The following is an 18256-nucleotide window of genomic DNA, read 5'->3' as shown; positions in this document are numbered from 1 at the left end:
TAAAACCCAGTAAAATCAAGCTATCCAAGGCTGTCGTATTGTAGTTTTTTATGACCTTTAAACAGGCTGATATCGTAGCCATCCAACAGCCAATTTATTTGCTCACCGGTTAAAGACAGTAACTCATCAGCTGGCTTGGGCCACTTAAACTTCTCTTCTGCCAGAGCCTTGTAGTACATCACAAAACCATTATCTTCCCACATCACGCATTTGATTTTATTGCGCTGGCGATTGGTGAAGGCATACAGCGCACCGCTGAACGGATTATGGCCGAGCTCTTGTTCAACCAGCAAAGCCAAGCCATTGGCTTGCTTCCTAAAATCCACCGGCGCGCGGTACAGATAGATTTCTGGCATCTGCTTAGCTGGCCGTAAATAACGCACCCGCATTACAGCCGCCTCAGCATCGCCAGTACTACATCGAGATTACCTGCATTCACTCCAGAAAAACTTATGCCGCTGGGCAGATGAACACCCAACCCATCAGCACTGCTAGCCGAGGTCACTAGCTGCGTAACCTGAGCAAAACCAGCAGGCTTTGCAACAGTTTCTACCGGCTGAATCTTTCTACGCCAATAATTAAATTGTGCATAATTCAAATCATGCTGCTTGCAAAACGCAGCACCGGATAAATCCGATGCTTGCCAGGCATCAATATGTTGCTGCCAGAACTGCTGACGTTCTTGTGATGTCATCGCTAATACCTCTTTGAAAAAGACAGGTATTAGTGTGAAGCTGTATAGGTTGGCTTAAAAGATGCTGATTTAAGGGCGCTTACACTTAATCAATTATCCATCGCAAAAAAGCTCTGTCATCTGTAGTTCTACAGAAAATAGCTCACCGCACAATAATTCTTATGAAGAAAAGACTTAATTTTATGTTTTGTTGCTTCGCCTAACATCCTATTTAGCGATTTAAATAACAATGAAAACCACTATATAAATCAAACTTCACCCTTTCTAAGCTGATTAAACCCTAGCATAATCATGAATATAGGGAGCAATATTAACATCCACAATTCATCAGGATTACCAACTATATGACTGCCATCAAAATTTAATGCAACTATCGACGAAAGCAAATACAGCCCCCAATTATTTTTATTTACATATGAACAATATAAAGAAATCACACAAATAAATAAGAATAATAATAACGACAAGACACCTGTCTGCACTAGTAGCGCTAAAAAAATATTGTGAGGGTGTACAATAGGATATGCATTTTTGATAAGTCTATCACTCTGAAAGTCAGGGCCACAGCCAAAGTACTTATCACAACCCTTAAAGTCTTCTAAAAGTTGCGACCAAAGCTCAAACCGCCCTGCGTCAGCACGCTTAATTAAACTATCTAAAACAGGTATGCTTTCTGAAAAGAAATAAATAAGTGCAAAAAGAATAAAGGAAACAATTATGTAAATAGCAATGTGCCGTATCCCATTACGCATATATACTAAGTAAGCAAGATAACAGAACAACACAAACAAAAGAGATACAATACCTGTCCTACTCTGTAAAATAAAAGACATAGTAAATAAAGAAAGAGATAATGCAACAAAAAACTCAATGTAGTTTTTATTTTTTAACCACACAGGAAGTGCAACTGAAAACAAAGCACTAATTAACATGCTGGTATATATAGGCCCTGTCATACGAGCTGGAAGCCAAATAACTCTTTCGCCAATACCATACTTACCAGTAATCCAATAAAAAACCGTAGAAAACAGGACATAAAAAGAAACTAGCCAAAATGAAAACTTATAAAAGTTATTAGAGAATAAAAGCTGCCCCTTAATAAAGAAAACACATACAGCCATAAATAAAAACAAGTACAGCAAATGCTTGTAATACTGAAAATCTACACCACCTAATAATCCACTCACAAATAAAATAAAAAACAACAAAAACCAAGAAGCAACATTTATATTAATTTTAAAGTCAGAAAACCTCGTTTTAATAATATAAAAAATTGCTGGAAGAGCTAGTGCAGCATAATAAACATTGTTTACCATTTTTGAGGTAGGTAAGAAAAAAAAACTTGCAAGAAAAAAAAGAAGCGCATATAAAAAATAATCTTCTTTCACTCTATTAATTAAAGCAGGAAACATAAATCGCACTCCAAGTATTTTTATATAAACCATACATTATGTGAATACTAAGTAATTATTGCTTTATCACAAACAATAAAATCTATACGATTATCTTTTAATGCTTGCAAGGCTTCTTCTGGTGTATTTATAATTGGCTCTTCATGCGCATTAAAACTTGTATTTACTAGCACAGGAAGATCGGTTTCTTTCTTAAACTCTTCTAAAATAGCGTAATACAGCGGGTTAACTACTCGCTCAATAATTTGTGGCCTAGCGGTTCCATCCACATGCACTACAGCAGCTATTTTATCAGCCCACTTAGACTTTACTTGTGTAGTGACCGTCATAAAATTACACGCATATTTAACTTTGTCAGATATTTCAAAAACATCCTCTGCGTCTATATCCAGCACATAGGGTGCAAATGGCATAAATTCTGTACGCTGTAATCTTTTGTTAATACTATCATTTATATCTCTTTTGGCTGGGTTAGCTAAAATTGTCCGTGCGCCTAATGCTCGTGGCCCCATCTCCATCGCTTTAGTGTAAATAGCACCAACCTTATGATCTGCAAGCAGTTTCGCTGCTGTTTCGACAGGGTTAGTCGGGTTAACACTAAACCCAGCTTTCACTGCAGCATTAACTATCGAGTCAGCATCGTAGCTCCAACCAAGATACACATGACTTAATCGTTTTCGCTCAATGGAGTTAATTCCATTTTTTTCTACTAAATAATCCACACATACGCCAACCGATAATCCTTCATCTCCCATTGCAGGAAATACAAAAATCTCTTTAACGTCGTCCAACTCAGCAATATTCTGATTCAGTTTAACATTAGAAAAAACACCACCACTCATAGCAATATACTTAGCGTTTGTAATTTCTAGTAATTTTTTAACCCATTTATTAACAACAGCTTCAGTAGCGGCTTGGATTGAAGCTGCGATATCTTGGTTAGACAGTCCGTTAAACATTTTCTCCAAGAACTCTTCTAACTCTAAGTACCCTTTAAGGTCTGAGGCTATAGTTGCGTTTTCTTCGACTTTAAACATTTCAGAAATTTTATTAGCAACAATTGGCTCACCAAATGCAGCCAGACCTGTTAACTTACCTTCGTGCCTATTACGTTTAAAGCCACAACGTTCTGTAGCATATGCATATGCTAAACCTATAGAGGCAGCAGTATTTTGCGGCTCTTTCACAATAGTTTCCTCACCACCTACTATCACATCTAAATTAGTTCCATCATAGAAAGAGGCAGAATACTGTGCGCCATCACCGCCACCATCGCAAGTAACAACTAACGTATCTTTTTCCCAGTCTACATATTTGAAAGCAGATAAAGCATGTGCTCTGTGGTGATTTGAGAAAAACACATCAACATCAGAACTAACTTTTAACAACTGCCTAAGCTTATCAACATGAATAATTTTATTAAAGTCTATACTTTTACTATTGTTTAAATACTTATATAGATTCAGATCAATCTGCTGACCTAAAGCCTTTCTTTTTATGTTATTAATGCTTAATACAGAGGTTTTATACACACTGACTGGAAGCTGAAGCCTAGTTAAAGCAATTGCATTTAGATCACTTCTATTTATGCCTGCTATTTTCAAAACCTCATCAATTGACTGTAAATCAAAAAACTCACCATCATTTTTTATACGATTTAATCGTTCTTCTTTACAAAATGCAACGAGTTCATTGTCTTTAAAAACGCATGCACTCGCATCATGACCTGTATGCAGACCTAAAATATACATTTAAAAAACACCTAAAATTAAACCAAATAAGAAACCAACTAACAAAAACAATACATTTTTAAGTTTTTCAATTTTTTTTCTTCTTTTTTTCTTACGTGCCTCATCGCTCACAACTACATGCGCTCCAAAGCCCGTATGCAGCACAGCATCATTTTCAAGTATTAATGCATAGCGATTTTCTGCGTCATAGACTCTAGATAAATCTTTTTCACCTGCCCATGCTGCATAGGGCGCATGCTGCTTATAATCAGCAAGACGACGCAATCCTGGGTTGAACGAGAAACCCTGCCAATCTTCCTTTCTAGACATTAATCGAAAAAAGCTTATTCCATTTAAAAGCTGCCGCTCATCTACATAAACATAGGGGCTATGTATAGACAGATCATGCGCTAGGCTTCTCAACCATACTTGCAAAGCTTCTGGGTTAGCTTTCAGCAAAGCCATAGAATCTTCAACAAACCCCTCACGATAAAACTCCCAATCATCTTCACAATGGAAAACCCACTCTGTATCAACATTTGAATAAGCGAGATCGATAGATGCTAGCTGTCCGAGTTTTGGTTTATTAACAAAAACATGCGTATATGGAAGCCAAGCAGGAGGGATGGAGCTATAGACTTCATCGCTACCCGAATCCTCTGTAATAAAAATCTTTTTAATGGGGTACGTATTGAATTTGTCTAAACTTTCAAGTGTTCGCTTCAACAAGTCAAAACGGCCGCAGCTAGTAACAACAATAGAAACATCACTTTCTTCAGAAAATATCATTTGACGGCCTTCTATTCTCTTGGTGAATACCTTGTCGAGTTAAGCAAAATTCAGTATCTGCTGCAGATATTTGCTCAAAAACCACACTGTCTGCCCACTCGTTTTGCTTCCAAGCAATAAAATGAAAGTATGGAAACTCTCGTTTTCCATCTATATGTCAGGTCCCGCATGATTAATAACGTTCTTATAAAATAAATCCGGTCTCTTTTCTTGCCATTCTTTCATTGTTGCAATGGGTGTTTGATGGTGAAGAGCTCGCTGTGGAACATGGTGATTGTACACCCAGCAATAGCGCTTTAAAGTTTGCTCTAAATCTTCGGATGAATCATACCTGCGAGTTGCTAAAACATCACTGATGCGGCCATTAAAGCGCTCGACCATACCGTTGGTTTGCGGTCGACCCGGCTTGATTAAGCGGTGCTCTATACTGTGCTTCTCGCATACCAAGTCAAATAGATGGTTGCCCGTGGGTTTACGTTCACCACCTGCTGTAAAACGGTCAGTAAAGGACTTGCCATTATCGGTAAGAACCTTCTGGATCTTGAACGGTGCTTTGTCGATTACACGCTTCATAAAGCGCTCAGCGTCTTTGGCGGACTGGCTAGGTAATACTTCGAGATACACCCAGCGCGTTGCACGATCGATGGCGACGTACAAATAGCGGCGCTGCTTCTCATCAGGCATTTGCGGTAAGAATTTGATGTCTATATGGATAAAACCAGGCTCATAATCCTTGAAGGGCTTATGCTTGGGTTCTGAGCCTTGCTCATTCTCTTGATCTTGTTTTCGCAGCTGCGCCAAGGTGGGCACCTGCCTTCTTCTCAGCATGCGTGCGAGTGCAGAACGTGAAAGAGTTGGATGAAGAAATTCACGCGCTACAACCAACAAGTCATCAAGACTCAAGCGTAGAAACTCACGGGCAACAATCAAAACCTCTTCTTGATGAGGGCTTAAAGTTGCCAGCAAGTTATGACGAGTATGCGAGCGGTCATAAACATCGGTACGATAACGCCAGCGACGAATTGTAGAGTCTGATACGCCATATTTACGTGCCAGCGCTAAATCGCTGATGCTAGCTGGTGCTTGTTGTATCTCAGCTCTAATTTTTGGCGTTGTTGTAGCTTGTTTATGTAGCTTGATGTTCATGGGTATGCTCCCGGAAAACCTTCTGGATTAGCTCTCTTGCAACGAGTAAAGGATAACTCCTAAAACTCATCTGATCATCCGGTACTCTACATCTATATCGTTAGTCAATTTACCTGTCTTCCAATACCATTTATTTGGAAAGTTATAACTGCCATCATGCCACGGGACCCTTCCGTTTGGTGTTGAAAATGCTTCAATAAAGCTACTTACTCTTGCCCATGGATTAAATTTAGCAAGAAAATCAAATAAAAAACTTGGCAAGTTTTTGTGCTTAATGAAAAGTCGACTAAAAGCACCCTCATCTAACGCATAGTGCACTTGATCAGACAGCAGTTCTTTCCAGTCTTTTATTTGCATGAATGCTTCACGCATTTTTTTATTATTTTTGGCCAGAAATAAATGTCCTGATACGCGACGTTTATGAGTTGAATGAAACTCATACTTATTTAATTGCTCACCAGTGAAGTAACTTCTCAAATCACCGTATACCAAATCTATATCGCTGACTCCCCAGAAATCATATGCTTTTATTTCATGCTCATGAATATAGCCTAACGCTGGTTTTAAATCACAAAGTTTATATGGATTATCTGGTAAAAAACATATACCGAGCCGTTCACTTACTAATTTTTTATACTCATCAAATTCAATCTCTTTAAATGTAATATTTTCTGGAGCGTCTTCAGGCAACGAGCAGTCTGTATAAAATAGCCAGTGTATTGTTGGGTTTTTTGAGCAGCTTTTCAAAAAATACTCAAACCACTGTGGCCAACGACCGAAGTAAGGAACTATTAAAATAACTGAAGGCTGCTCTAGCATATTAAATACCCAATTTATTACGTATTTTTTGAAGATAACTGAGCTTAGGCTGCGGCCTTAATGGCTCAAGCAGTGCCTCTACAACTAACTTACCAATCCGAGAAAATGTGTAATTCTGCTCTACCAATCTTTGACCATTATCAGCAATAAATTGAGCTTTATTTAAGTCCGCACGTAACAGTTCTAGCTTCTGCTTAAAACTCTGTATATCTTTATATAGAACAATATTATGCATATCCACAAAGCCAAGCGCTTCATTTTCTTCTTGCCCTTGATCATATGCAAATAATACACAGCCGCACGCCATTGCCTCAAAATTCTTAATCATATACTCGCCCATGCCAATATCTGCACTGACGAAAAAGCGTATTCGATTAAGTGTATCAACGTACTCTTGCCCAGAGCTTGTTCGTGTAACTAATAATTTTTCCTCACGATCAAGCCGCTCTAAAAAAGACTTACGATGCGAGTATGTTGCACTTTTAATGCTACCAATGAAACCCAACTCTATATCTCTATCTATGCCTTGATTACTAAGCAGCTCTTGATCATAACCTTTAGGTACAAAAACAGCGTCAACGCCTTCTCCCTGTAAACGGCGTGTTACTGCAGCGCCGGAACTTAAAACACGTGCCCAAGGAAGCTTACGATAATAACTAGAGAATTTGCCTGTATATTTGCAGGTAATATAATTCTGATAAGCATCGTGCTCAAGTATGGTTAAGTTAAGTATGGTTCGGATAAATGCAACCTGACGTAGTTCCTTCTTAAACCTTAAAAAAAGAACAACCCTATCATAATCATCTAATTTTATATTTTTTTTAAAGAAAAATTTTAAATTATCTTGTTCTTTACTTGTTAACCAATATATATCGGTCACTGCATTTTTAGAAATGCCATCATATAAGCGATCTAGAATAACTCTTTGTTCTTTTTGGACCAATAATAAAATTTTCAATTTATTTTCCACACTTAAAAAACAATAATCAATCTACTATATTATTAACTTTCTTCGTTCACGAACACTACTAAAGCATTTAAACCTTTTCTTTCTTGATACCTTACTAATCTTAAATCTTTCAAAATACAAATTAAATATTCTCATATTTAAATCCGAGCAGTTTTCACTAATAAATTCTTGCACACTCGTTGAGTATTCTGTTTCTGATATATATTTATAAGCCCAAAAATGAAAAAAATAACCTGTAGAAAACCCCATATAAAAATCCTTATCTTTTGGATTTAAATAGCAACACTCAAAATCAATAAATATTATATTTCCACACCTTAGAAATAAAATATTTCTAAGGTGTGGATCCATGTGTGCAAACTTGCTATTCCATGCCTTCAAAAACAACTGAAAAACCATGCTAATAATTAGATTTTTTTTCTCTGGATATAGCCTTAACATTTCATCAGCAGTTAAAGCATCTTCATAATACTCAATAATTAATCGTTCTTCTTTTATGGGAAACCTACTACACTTACCAAAAGCATAAACCTTGGGCACAAAATCAATATGAGACAATGCCTTCAAATTCTTATATTCATCTACAAGACTAAACCTTCCTGACAGCCCTTGAACTCCAAAATGTGTGTATAACCTTCTACGAAACGTGGTTAAAGTGTTATTTTTTATAACCATGTTTATTTTTTTAGAAACGCAAATAGAGCGATACCTCCCCATTTCAACCAATGGAGTAATATCCTGGTCATTATCTTTAAAATTACACTCTAATAGTTTCTCAGCAAACTCAGGGTTAACATGATAAATCATTCCTTGATGTTTAATTTTTTTAAAAATCATATTACACCCTTAGGTAACAATCTTAATGAGCCAAGCACAATCTTTTAAACTCTTTCTTTGCATGACTATCTGTAAATTTGGCACCTACAGTCTCCATTTCCATATGAGTTGTTTTTTTAAATATACTCTTCGAAAGCCCCTCTACATCCCCCAGCTCAAACAAACACTCAGGATCACTCACTACCTCCTTCGCCCCACCACAGTCCGTAGCAATCACAGGCACGCCAGCTGCCATAGCTTCTAGCAACACCATACCAAAGGGCTCATGATCAGAAGTGAGTGCAAAGAGGTCGAAGGCTTTGAAATAACGGCGGCCATTAGGTACTTGCCCTAAAAAATGTACGCTTTCAGCGACGCCAAGCTCAAGCGCCAGCTGTTTGAGCTGCTGCTCTAGGCGGCCACTACCCATAATAGCGAGCACGCTGCCCGTTGGTAGCTCTGGTAATGCTTTGGCAAAGCCTTTGATCAGTGTGGTTTGATCTTTATCGGGATGTAAACGCCCGACGTTGCCAACAACCCAAGCATTCAGCGGTAACTTAAGATGTTGACGCGCCTCTTCACGACTGACTTGTTCTGCTTGTACTGCCTCTACATCAATGCGGTTATACAGCGTCTCGATATGCTCAGGCTTAAACTTTGGCAAGCACGCACGCATATCATCACGCACGGCGTTAGAAACTCCGAGCAAGCGCAGACGATCACGAAAGTGATTGGCCAGCCACTGCCGCGAGCGGCGTTTATAATCGCCAAAGGCGTGGTGCACACCAATAACCGGTAGTTTTGAGCCCAATAGCGCGATATATATCGGCTTAAAGCGGTGTGCAATGCACAGGGTAAAGTTGCGGCTGGCAACAATCTTTTTAAAATCAGCAATCGCAGCGAGCTTGAGCCCACGTACTTGTTTACTGCTGTAATTTAAAAAAATTACTTCATCAGAGGCGCTGCCCTTAACCACTTCATCACAGGGCTTACCAGTTAAATAGACCGTGCAGACTTTATACTCAGTATCTTTAAACAGCACGGCATACTGACGGGAGCAGTCTAGGAACGGCCCATCATAGCCATGGCTAAACTGCAGAACCCATTGTTCTGCAGTTGTAGACTGGGAGCTAGACATTCTCAGCAACCACTGTGTCCTTAACCACCAAAATATCTTCCATAATCAGGTACTGTAGATCCGAGCCGTAGAACATATCCAAAGCGTCTTTTGGTGAGCAGACCATGGCTTCACCGCGGCGGTTAAGCGAGGTATTCAGTGATACCCCATTGCCCGTCAGCTTTTCCAACTCCAGCATCAAGTCGTACCAGCGTGGATTGTACTCACGCTCTAACACTTGCGCGCGCGACGTGCCGTCTTCGTGGACCACTTCAGGTACGCGTTCTTTCCATTCATCACTGACCTCGAAGGTGAAGGTCATAAAGGGGGATGGGTGATCAACCTTTAGCATCTGCGTCGCGACGGTGTCGAGCATGGATGGGCAGAATGGGCGCCAGCGTTCGCGGAACTTAATTTGTGCGTTAATGCGGTCAGCGACATTGGGAATGCTTGGGCAACCAATAATTGAGCGGCCACCTAAGGCTCGTGGGCCAAACTCCATGCGGCCTTGGAACCAAGCGACTGGATTGCCGTCCACCATAATTTTGGCGATATGTTCAGGTACGTTATCAATTTTTTGCCACTGCGGCTGTCCTGGATGTTTAGCACAGGCAGCGATCACCTCTTCGTTGCTGTACTCAGGGCCGAGATAGACATGCTCCATCTTTTCCACTGGTACGCCGCGCTGCTGTGAAACATAGGCGGCAGCACCCACTGCGGTCCCGGCATCACCGGCGGCGGGCTGCACAAAGAGCTCTTTAACCTCATCACGCTCAATGATTTTTTGATTCAGTTTAACGTTAAGCGCGCTGCCGCCAGCAAAAGCAATCAGGCCGGTTTCTTTGATGATGTCTCCGAGGTAGTAATCCATCATCTCCAGTGCGAGCTTTTCAAACAGTGCTTGTACGCTGGCCGCATAATGAATGTACGGATCATCGGCAATATCGCCTTCACGCTTAGGACCTAACCACTCAATCAACTTGGGTGAAAAGTAATAGCCTTTGCCCTTCTCTTTATAGCGGCGCATACCAACAACGTTGACGTACTCGGTATTCACCACCAGCTCACCATCTTCAAACTTGGCGAGGCGCGATAAATCATACATATCAGGGTCACCGTAGGGCGCCATACCCATCACTTTGAATTCTCCGTCGAGCATTTCAAAGCCTAAAAATTCAGTCATCGCACCATACAAGCCACCCAGTGAATCCGGATCATAGAACTCTTTGATTTTATGAATCTTGCCGTTTTCACCATAACCAAAAAAAGTAGTGGCATATTCACCTTTACCATCAATGCCCATGATGGCTGTTTTCTCTTGGAAGCCCGAACACAAATAGGCACTGGCAGCATGCGCCAAATGGTGTTCGACCGGTTCAATTTTGACTTTCTTTAGATCAAAACCGAGCTGTACTAAACACCATTGGATTTTCTTGTAATAGCGCTGATAGCGACGGTTGCCGACTAAAATTGCATCTAACGAGCGCTCTGGGGCATACCAGTAACGTTTGGCGTAATGCCAGCGGGCTTTTTCTATAATGCTGATGGGCGCAAAAGGAATAGCAACCACATCCACATCAGCCGGCGTAATCCCAGCCTGTTCTAAGCAGAACTTAGCCGATTCATAGGGCATGCGATTTTTTGCATGCTTGTCGCGTACTAAACGCTCTTCCTCAACGGCAGCAATCAATTTACCATCAATATATAACGCTGCTGATGCATCATGGCTGAGTGCGCCAGATAGGCCGAGAATAGTCAGTGCCATGGGTCTTTTTGCCTCTTAGTCTTCAGGGCAGCTGCTGGGCAACTGCGGTAAACGCTGATCAAGCAATGTGTGCAATGGGCTACCTGGCGGCCAATTGCGTAATAAACGCGTGCGGTCTTTCAAATACGCACGAGTGAAACTGCGCATGCTCTGATGCTGCTGCATGGCATCTAAATCAATTAAATAACAGCGCTGTTGATGCCATAAAATATTGTGACCTTTTAAATCACCATGGCTGATTTTTTCACGAATCAGCGCGTTCAACAATTCAACTAACGCAACAATCTCTACCTCTGGTACTGCGCCATCTTCTGTATACGCAGCCAAGCGGTCAATTATATCCTGCTCGCCACAGTATTCACTAATTAACCACGCACTGCCACGTAAGCCGCACCACCTATTTTCAATAACAGCTAAGGGCTGCGGTGTAGCAATACCCAATACACTTAAGCGATGGCCCTCGCGCCAGCTGTGCCACGCGCGGCTAGGCCGCCAAAAACGTTTTAACCAATGCAGCACATTTTTGATGTTATAACGCTTAATCACCAGCGTGCGTTGGCCATGCTTAACACGAGCGACAGTGGCGGCACCACCTGTTTTATAAATATGACCACCGGCAATTGCGTTATCTGGAGCAGACAACAAGGGTTCAAGCTCATCTTGTGCTGCTCGCCAGATAACGCGCAAACCAAACAAATTAATTTGAGCGCTAAATAAACTGCACTCTCGCCCGGCTTTATTTAAATAATCTTTTACTCGCCACTGCCGAATACTCAGTATTTGCTGCTGCAACTTCTCTAAACGCAGCGCATGCTCACCGTTGGTCAGTAAATAATGAATCAGCAATTCTTCTAGATGCACATCGAAGGCACTGGGTAACTGGGCAAAAAATACGGCTAAATTGTTAACTGCTTTTTCTTGCGATAGGGGTTGTCCAGCGTGCTCACTCTGCACACCACCACCATCAACGACATAGAGTTGATTATCCTGCCTTAATAGATTATCAAGGTGTAAATCGCTCTGCCAAAGGCCGCGTAAATGCATCTGTGCAACTGTGCTCAACGCTTGCCCGAGTACTGTGGTTTGCCGCTCGCTCAGTGGCTGTTCAGCACTGCACTCGAGCCAAGCGTCAGCTAAGCTCTGCGCATTATCGATAAACTCAAATAATAGATAAGCACTACCATCGCTTTGCTGCTGAGTCTCAAGCAGTTGTGCGCAGGGTATTTTCTGCTCAGACAGCAGCTGCGCGCCACTCTGTTCACGCTGATACTGGCGCGCAGCCTTACTGCCAAGCAAAATCTTGACCAAAACACTGCGTCCTTGCCATTGCGCTTTGCCCACATAGCGCTGCTCAGGCAAAACTCTCAGCCACTGTTCAACAACCAATGTTTGACCATTCTCCAGCATCAGACTAACTGGCAATGCTGGCGTGCGCCCGCTTAATTGATTGAGCTTCACGGACGTGTTTCCTTGTCGATGCGGCGCGCATCTAAACGCTCAACCCAATAGGGGATATGCTCCGGTGTGTCGAGATAGTTCTGTAAAAACAATTGCACCTGCTCACGTCCCCAGGCATGCTGCGAACGACGAAACAAAGGCTCTAAATCTTTAATGCGATCACGCCGACCCAGCAATAACGGTCGAGTTTTTTCAAGATCGATCAATTGTGCGGTAAAACCAAGCGCCTGTTTTTGTAAGAAAATATGCTTTGGATAAAAACAGCCATGCACTTGTCCGGCTTGGTGCAAGGTTTTCGCAAGTTTGGCGCAGGCCTGAACAATACCCTGCTGCTGTTCGTTAGAAAGCTGTGGCCACTGCTGCAGCCAATCATCTAAGTCCTGCCAATCATCTAGCGCATGCGTCATTAAAATAGCGCGCTGCTCACCCATCACCTTGCGCTGAGCAAAATAGGCAGCACGCAAAGCTGGAATCCCCAGCTGCTGGTAACGCTGAATATTACGCATTTCTCGAGCAAAGGTTGGCTCTCCTAAGGGGCGTTGGATGCTGCGCGTCATATGATTGATTTGTCGCTTTAAAAAAAACCGACGCTCGCCTAAGGTTAACAACGCAACACTGCTCCAACCACCGCGCTCGGTATTGGGCGCATCCACTGCATCCAACTCTAAATCCCAGAGCGCAGCAAAGCTATCGAGCTGGTGCTGCGCCAGCAAGTCGGCAATACTCAGATCAATAAAGTCGTTCATTCTCGCCCCTCAAAAAACCGCACGATTTTGCCAATCTGTTTTTTATCGTAGGCGCTGAGCCGAGTCTGCTGGCAATACTGCAAATAAAAGCGCAAACGCTGGGTATTGCTCAAATGAAATTTAGCCACTTTATCTAAACAGGCTAAATCTTTAATAATCCGATAACGCAGCATCGGCCCCCACCAAAAGGTACCGGCGGGGCAATCAATCAAATACACTTTGCTTTGCTCATCAACCAACACGTTACGCCACTTTAAATCGTTATGGGTAAAACCATGGCTGTGCATCACCCGCGCAGCATCAGCGAGTTGCGCACTGACTTGCTTAACCCATACTCGATCTTGCAGCAATGGGCTGCCCTGATCAGCTAAGTCAGCTAAATCGCGGCTATTAGGAATTTCACGGGTAATCATAGCGCCGCGTACAAAGGCTCCGCCTTTACGCTCTAAACCTTGCGCAATCACTTCAGCAGTGGGAATACCCCACTTGACAAAGCGCTTGAGGTTTTGCCACTCCGCTTTAATCCGTGGGCGCGCAGCATAACGGCGCAAGCCTTTACCGGCATTGCGATAGCGTTTCACGTAGTAAGCAATACCTTGGCGCTTGACGCGAATCAACTCAGATAAAGGGTCATGAGTAATGCGCTCACCCTGTAGTGCAAAAACTTTTTCAAGACTGCCAAAATCTGCCTGCAGCGCTTGATAAGCCTCTGCCAACTGCCAACTGGACATTACAACGCATCTCCATAGCGCACTTTACGCGCATAGAGTTTCGCCGCTTTGCTCTCTAACAATGCCAACAGTGCGGCCTCGTCGTGCAAAATCTCAAGCAAGGGTTGTTGAAAATACTCACGTAGAAATCGCAATTTATCGCGCTGAGTTAAACCAATATCCAGTGCAGAAAAATACAGTGCAGCTAAATCTTTATTGCGCCAGCGCTTTGGCGTTTGATCTCGCGTTTGCGCGCGATGCAAATCAATCACGGATAAGCGAAAAGAGTCCGCACAAACCGGTTGATCAGTGTGCAATAAAAAATGGCAGATATAACAATCGCGATGATTGACGCCAGCGCGGTGCATAGCGCTAACCATTTGTGCGACACGGGCGATTAATGCCCATTTCAGACGAGGCTCCGGCGGCTCAGCGGGCCAATTTATCGAGTAATCTTCCAAACTGATGGTCGGCGCAAGCTCTTCAGTGATAATAAACGAGTGCTGCTGTGCAGGATTGCTGCCACGCGCACCGAAAGCAACGGCGGTCATGGTGTCGATATTGTGTTGCTGTAAACGTTCAATCGCTATAAGTTCTTGCTCAGCACCCAGCACCGGCGCTTTTGCAGTCAGCCAGTTTTTGAAAATCTCTGCCCAACCCACCCCCCGGTGAATCTTGACAAAATAGCCACGCCCAGCCACCTCAGTGCGCAATGTGCGTCGTGCTTCCAGCTCGCGGTAGACCTCTCCTTGTAATTGCTCAACAGCGACAAACGCATCTTGCCCCGCCCATAGGCTGGCAAAGGGTTCGTCTAGCTTAAGTTTCATGGTAGCTCCGCTAAAATAATATCGGCTGCACGCTCTGGCATCGAATACAGATCGGCCGTTTTGGCATAGTCTAGTGCATTAGCTGACCAACGCGCGCGCAATAGCGGATCGCCTAAAGCACGACTCAAAGCCTGATCCAACTGTTTCTGCTGAAATGGACTCGCCAACACCTCACCACAATCAGCATCGTTAATGTAATGCGCGTAGCCGCAAATATCTGTCACTAAAACGGGCAAACCTGAAACCAAAGCCTCTAATAACACCGTACCAGTGTTCTCATTGTAGGCTGGATGCATCAACAAATCAGCGCCTAACAAAAAACGCGGTATATCGCTGCGCCCTTTTAAAATTTTAACCTGCTTTGATAGGCCCAAGGCTGCAGCTTGAACCACAAATGGCTTAGGATCATCTTGACCTATGACTATCAGCTGCGTTCGCTCACGCTGCTCGTTCGGTAAGCTGGCCAGCGCTTTTAAAGTGCGCGCCAAGCCTTTGGTTTTAAAACCCGAGCCCACTTGTAAGAGTAAATACTGGTCATCAAGTAGATTAAATTCAGCGCGGAATTCAGCGCGAATCGCCTGTGCATTGCTCGGTGCCTGGCGATCTTTAGCAATCCCCGGCGGCAGCAAATGAAAACGCTCAGGCGCTGTTTGATAGTGCTTAATAAAGAGCGGCTGCTGCACTTCGGAGATCATTAAAATTTGCGTTGAGGATTCGGGCGCAAATACCGCACGCTCATAACTGGCAAAGTGCTGATAACGGTTACTGAAACGGTACAGGGGATTGCGTAAGGTTTGTGCTTTGTCTTCATAGCAGCCATCTGCCGCATAATACACATCAAGACCTGGCATCTTATTAAAACCGATCACCCGATCAACAGGTTGTCGCTGCATATCGTCTTGCAGCCAATCATAAAACTTGATGTTACGGCGGTGATTAGAGAAGGCTTTAATCGGCCCAATGCGCACGTCAAAACCCTCAGGAATATCACCCTCCCAGATCAATGTATACACACGAATCTGATGGCCGCGCTGCTGGCACTCTAAGGCAATACGCATAAAGTCGCGCTGCAATCCACCAAATGGGAAGTATTTATACAGAATAAAGGCCAGTTGCATCAGTGTGCTTCCTTATTGGGGTCAGCCTGCTCTGCGCATCTGTGCTCACTGGGCATCGGATCGGCATCTGCAACCAGCAGTGGTTGCAGTGCAGCAAGCACCTGCTCTGCACCAAGATCATCAAAACAAGGCAACTGACGATCACCCAGCCCTGCATTTGGCCCAGTTGCGCACAAATGCACTTGCCCTTGTCCATAGGCACCAACGCGCCCTGGCAAGGTTGGCCCATATAACGACACACAGGGCACATCCAAGGCAGCGGCTAAATGACCTAAACCTGTATCTACCGCAACGCAGGCTTGTGCGCCAGCGATCTGCGCGGCAACGCCGGTTAAGTTAAGCGGAGGCAACACCTGCACACTGGGCAAGCCCTCAGCAATCGCCTGCGCACGTTGCTGCTCTGTGGCGTTGCCCCAAGGAATACGCACATTAATGTCAGCTGCTGCCAGCTGCTCAGCTAGAGCGCGCCATGCCTGTTGCGGCCAGTGCTTACTCGGCCAAGTAGTACCATGCAGAAACAGTACATAAGGCGCTTGCGCCTCAACCGTGGCTAAACGCTCACGACTTAAACTGTATTCACCTATGTGTTCTGGCAGCGGATACTTCAGTGCTTGGGCAAACAACTGGCGCGTGCGTTCAACCGCATGCAGTTCTCGGGCAACGCTGATCTGCCGATCATAGAAATAACTGGCAATTGGCTCACGCGCACTGCTACGACTCAAGCCAACGACCGGTACTTTAAAGCCACGGGTTAGCCAAGCACTTTTTAACAGCCCTTGCGCATCAATCACCAAGTCATAGTTTTGCTGATGCACACGCTGTTTAAAATCCCGCCATTCTCCGCTGCGCCAGGTTTGCAGCAGGTTTTTACGCCAACGGCGAATCGCCACAGGAATCACTTGATCAACAGCAGGATGCCAGCGCGGAATTTCCGCAAAGCCTTCTTCCACCACCCAGTCAAAGCGGATATTAGAATTAGCCCGCAGCGCATCAGTCAGTGCTGGCAAGGTATGGATCACATCACCCAGCGATGAGGTTTTAATTAACAATACACGCACTAAATTACTGGCTCTTGCAATGAAAGAGGAGTGCCCACAAGCTCAGTTAATGCATCAATCACCAGTGCCGGCTTGAGCAAGCGCAAGCAATCATAATGACCAAAGCGACAGGTACGATCAAAGCATGGACTGCAGTCAATACCGGTGCGCACCATAGCAACTTTTTCAGCTAAGGGCGGCGTGAACTCTGGCGAAGTCGAGCCATACACTGCAACTAATGGCAGATTTAGGGCGGCGGCAACATGCATTAAACCGGAGTCATTGGAGACCACAGCAGTGGCACAGGACATTAAATCAATTGCCTGCGCCAATGAGGTTTCACCGGCAAGGTTGTACACTTCTTCGCGCAAGCCGGGGATCAAAAACTGACGGATTTCTTCACCGCCTGGATGGTCATTTTTGGAGCCAAAAATCCACACCTGCCAGCCTTGGCGGATTTTTGCTTCGGCCACTTGCGCATAGTGCTTGGCAGGCCAACGCTTAGCATCACCAAACTCAGCACCTGGGCATAACGCCAATACGGGGCGATCACCCAGCTGCAAAGAAAATGCTGTCAAGGCACTGTCACGCTCAAGATTATCAATCTGTAAGCAGGGGCGCGGGTACGGCTGAGGCAGTTCTGTCTCGGGTGCATAGGCCAGCGCCATAAAGCGTTCGATCATTAATGGATAGCGTTCTTTATCCAGCGTGCGCATATCATTGAGCAAACCATAGCGCATCTCGCCCTTCCAGCCGGTGCGCAGAGGAATACCGGCAAAAAATGGGGTTAACGCTGACTTCAAAGAGTTCGGCAGTAAAATAGCCTGATCATATTGACCTTTAAGCTGCTTGCCGATTTTACGCCGCGCAGACAAATCGAGCACACCATGCCCCAGCGGAAAGCTTAGTGCTTGGCGCACTTCAGGCATACGTTGCAAAATAGGCCGGCTCCAGTCCGGCGCTAACACATCAATGTTGCAATCAGGGTGCTGCTGTTTCAGACAGATAAAGAGTGTCTGCGCCATCACCATGTCGCCAACCCAACTTGGGCCAATAATCAATATATTCATAATGCAGAGTTTCAAGCATCTGAGCAGGCGCG

At 44.0% G+C, this 18256-nt stretch carries 18 protein-coding genes; all 18 read right to left on the bottom strand.

All coding sequences use genetic code 11. The features are described 5' to 3' along the window. Window positions 1-20: 20 nt before the first annotated feature. The 18 genes from tnpB to waaF all read right to left on the bottom strand — a co-directional run bounded on the left by tnpB (window position 21) and on the right by waaF (window position 18224). Window positions 21-389, bottom strand: a complete 369-nt coding sequence (gene tnpB / locus FXF61_RS01835; RefSeq protein ID WP_151183666.1) for an IS66 family insertion sequence element accessory protein TnpB — start codon at window positions 387-389, stop codon at window positions 21-23. Continuing rightward, a complete protein-coding gene (locus tag FXF61_RS01830; RefSeq protein ID WP_151183665.1) occupies window positions 389-694 on the bottom strand; it encodes an IS66 family insertion sequence element accessory protein TnpB in 306 nt (101 codons plus the stop codon). The genes tnpB and FXF61_RS01830 overlap by 1 nt, the downstream gene beginning before the upstream one ends. 248 nt (window positions 695-942) lie before the next feature. Then, window positions 943-2106, bottom strand: coding sequence for an O-antigen ligase (locus FXF61_RS01825; RefSeq protein ID WP_178087238.1), 1164 nt, complete (start codon window positions 2104-2106; stop codon window positions 943-945). A 47-nt stretch (window positions 2107-2153) separates the two neighbouring features. Then, window positions 2154-3857, bottom strand: a complete 1704-nt coding sequence (locus tag FXF61_RS01820; RefSeq protein WP_151183663.1) for a carbamoyltransferase C-terminal domain-containing protein — start codon at window positions 3855-3857, stop codon at window positions 2154-2156. Next, on the bottom strand, window positions 3858-4625 hold the full coding sequence (locus tag FXF61_RS01815) for a glycosyltransferase family 2 protein (protein ID WP_151183662.1): 768 nt from the start codon (window positions 4623-4625) through the stop codon (window positions 3858-3860). Window positions 4626-4775: 150 nt separating this feature from the next. After that, window positions 4776-5771: an IS481 family transposase gene (locus FXF61_RS01810; RefSeq protein ID WP_151183661.1), complete on the bottom strand. Its 996-nt coding sequence runs from the start codon at window positions 5769-5771 to the stop codon at window positions 4776-4778. Between the two features lie 66 nt (window positions 5772-5837). Continuing rightward, entirely contained in the window at window positions 5838-6590 is a 753-nt protein-coding gene (locus FXF61_RS01805; protein ID WP_151183660.1) for a DUF6625 family protein, read from the bottom strand. Window position 6591: 1 nt separating this feature from the next. Then, the gene (locus tag FXF61_RS01800) at window positions 6592-7548 is read right to left on the bottom strand and encodes a glycosyltransferase (protein WP_151183659.1); all 957 of its coding nucleotides are present in this window, start codon (window positions 7546-7548) and stop codon (window positions 6592-6594) included. Window positions 7549-7584: 36 nt separating this feature from the next. Next, window positions 7585-8397, bottom strand: a complete 813-nt coding sequence (locus FXF61_RS01795) for a hypothetical protein (protein ID WP_151183658.1) — start codon at window positions 8395-8397, stop codon at window positions 7585-7587. A gap of 22 nt (window positions 8398-8419) precedes the next feature. Continuing rightward, window positions 8420-9514, bottom strand: coding sequence for a glycosyltransferase (locus FXF61_RS01790; protein ID WP_151183657.1), 1095 nt, complete (start codon window positions 9512-9514; stop codon window positions 8420-8422). Then, a complete protein-coding gene (locus FXF61_RS01785) occupies window positions 9507-11258 on the bottom strand; it encodes a carbamoyltransferase (protein WP_151183656.1) in 1752 nt (583 codons plus the stop codon). Before FXF61_RS01785 ends, FXF61_RS01790 begins: the two co-directional genes overlap by 8 nt. Before the next feature lie 15 nt (window positions 11259-11273). After that, entirely contained in the window at window positions 11274-12716 is a 1443-nt protein-coding gene (locus FXF61_RS01780) for a lipopolysaccharide kinase InaA family protein (RefSeq protein WP_151183655.1), read from the bottom strand. Next, window positions 12713-13462: a lipopolysaccharide kinase InaA family protein gene (locus tag FXF61_RS01775; protein ID WP_151183654.1), complete on the bottom strand. Its 750-nt coding sequence runs from the start codon at window positions 13460-13462 to the stop codon at window positions 12713-12715. The genes FXF61_RS01780 and FXF61_RS01775 overlap by 4 nt, the downstream gene beginning before the upstream one ends. Continuing rightward, a complete protein-coding gene (locus tag FXF61_RS01770; RefSeq protein WP_151183653.1) occupies window positions 13459-14193 on the bottom strand; it encodes a lipopolysaccharide kinase InaA family protein in 735 nt (244 codons plus the stop codon). Before FXF61_RS01770 ends, FXF61_RS01775 begins: the two co-directional genes overlap by 4 nt. Then, window positions 14193-14999, bottom strand: a complete 807-nt coding sequence (gene rfaP, locus FXF61_RS01765) for a lipopolysaccharide core heptose(I) kinase RfaP (RefSeq protein ID WP_151183652.1) — start codon at window positions 14997-14999, stop codon at window positions 14193-14195. The genes FXF61_RS01770 and rfaP overlap by 1 nt, the downstream gene beginning before the upstream one ends. Then, entirely contained in the window at window positions 14996-16117 is a 1122-nt protein-coding gene (locus tag FXF61_RS01760; RefSeq protein ID WP_151183651.1) for a glycosyltransferase family 4 protein, read from the bottom strand. The genes rfaP and FXF61_RS01760 overlap by 4 nt, the downstream gene beginning before the upstream one ends. Then, complete coding sequence (gene waaC, locus FXF61_RS01755) at window positions 16117-17175, bottom strand: lipopolysaccharide heptosyltransferase I (protein WP_151183650.1); 1059 nt, start codon at window positions 17173-17175, stop codon at window positions 16117-16119. Before waaC ends, FXF61_RS01760 begins: the two co-directional genes overlap by 1 nt. Then, entirely contained in the window at window positions 17175-18224 is a 1050-nt protein-coding gene (gene waaF, locus FXF61_RS01750) for a lipopolysaccharide heptosyltransferase II (protein WP_151183649.1), read from the bottom strand. The genes waaC and waaF overlap by 1 nt, the downstream gene beginning before the upstream one ends. Window positions 18225-18256: the final 32 nt, after the last annotated feature.

Origin of the sequence: Pseudomonas sp. C27(2019), assembly GCF_008807395.1 — a bacterium.
Classification (GTDB): Bacteria; Pseudomonadota; Gammaproteobacteria; order Pseudomonadales; family Pseudomonadaceae; genus Denitrificimonas.
Note: the sequence above shows the minus strand (reverse complement) of the source record. Positions and strands in the feature narration are given on the sequence as shown.

Bases quoted from the DNA above. Each gene is read 5' to 3' on its own strand.
- FXF61_RS01830 (WP_151183665.1), bottom strand. From the start codon at position 694: ATGACATCACAAGAACGTCAGCAGTTCTGGCAGCAACATATTGATGCC.
- FXF61_RS01825 (WP_178087238.1), bottom strand. From the start codon at position 2,106: ATGTTTCCTGCTTTAATTAATAGAGTGAAAGAAGATTATTTTTTATAT.
- rfaP (WP_151183652.1), bottom strand. From the start codon at position 14,999: ATGAAACTTAAGCTAGACGAACCCTTTGCCAGCCTATGGGCGGGGCAA.
- FXF61_RS01785 (WP_151183656.1), bottom strand. From the start codon at position 11,258: ATGGCACTGACTATTCTCGGCCTATCTGGCGCACTCAGCCATGATGCA.
- FXF61_RS01810 (WP_151183661.1), bottom strand. From the start codon at position 5,771: ATGAACATCAAGCTACATAAACAAGCTACAACAACGCCAAAAATTAGA.
- tnpB (WP_151183666.1), bottom strand. From the start codon at position 389: ATGCGGGTGCGTTATTTACGGCCAGCTAAGCAGATGCCAGAAATCTAT.
- FXF61_RS01790 (WP_151183657.1), bottom strand. From the start codon at position 9,514: ATGTCTAGCTCCCAGTCTACAACTGCAGAACAATGGGTTCTGCAGTTT.
- FXF61_RS01770 (WP_151183653.1), bottom strand. From the start codon at position 14,193: ATGTCCAGTTGGCAGTTGGCAGAGGCTTATCAAGCGCTGCAGGCAGAT.
- FXF61_RS01820 (WP_151183663.1), bottom strand. From the start codon at position 3,857: ATGTATATTTTAGGTCTGCATACAGGTCATGATGCGAGTGCATGCGTT.
- FXF61_RS01775 (WP_151183654.1), bottom strand. From the start codon at position 13,462: ATGAACGACTTTATTGATCTGAGTATTGCCGACTTGCTGGCGCAGCAC.
- FXF61_RS01805 (WP_151183660.1), bottom strand. From the start codon at position 6,590: ATGCTAGAGCAGCCTTCAGTTATTTTAATAGTTCCTTACTTCGGTCGT.
- FXF61_RS01760 (WP_151183651.1), bottom strand. From the start codon at position 16,117: ATGCAACTGGCCTTTATTCTGTATAAATACTTCCCATTTGGTGGATTG.
- waaF (WP_151183649.1), bottom strand. From the start codon at position 18,224: ATGAATATATTGATTATTGGCCCAAGTTGGGTTGGCGACATGGTGATG.
- FXF61_RS01795 (WP_151183658.1), bottom strand. From the start codon at position 8,397: ATGATTTTTAAAAAAATTAAACATCAAGGAATGATTTATCATGTTAAC.
- FXF61_RS01815 (WP_151183662.1), bottom strand. From the start codon at position 4,625: ATGATATTTTCTGAAGAAAGTGATGTTTCTATTGTTGTTACTAGCTGC.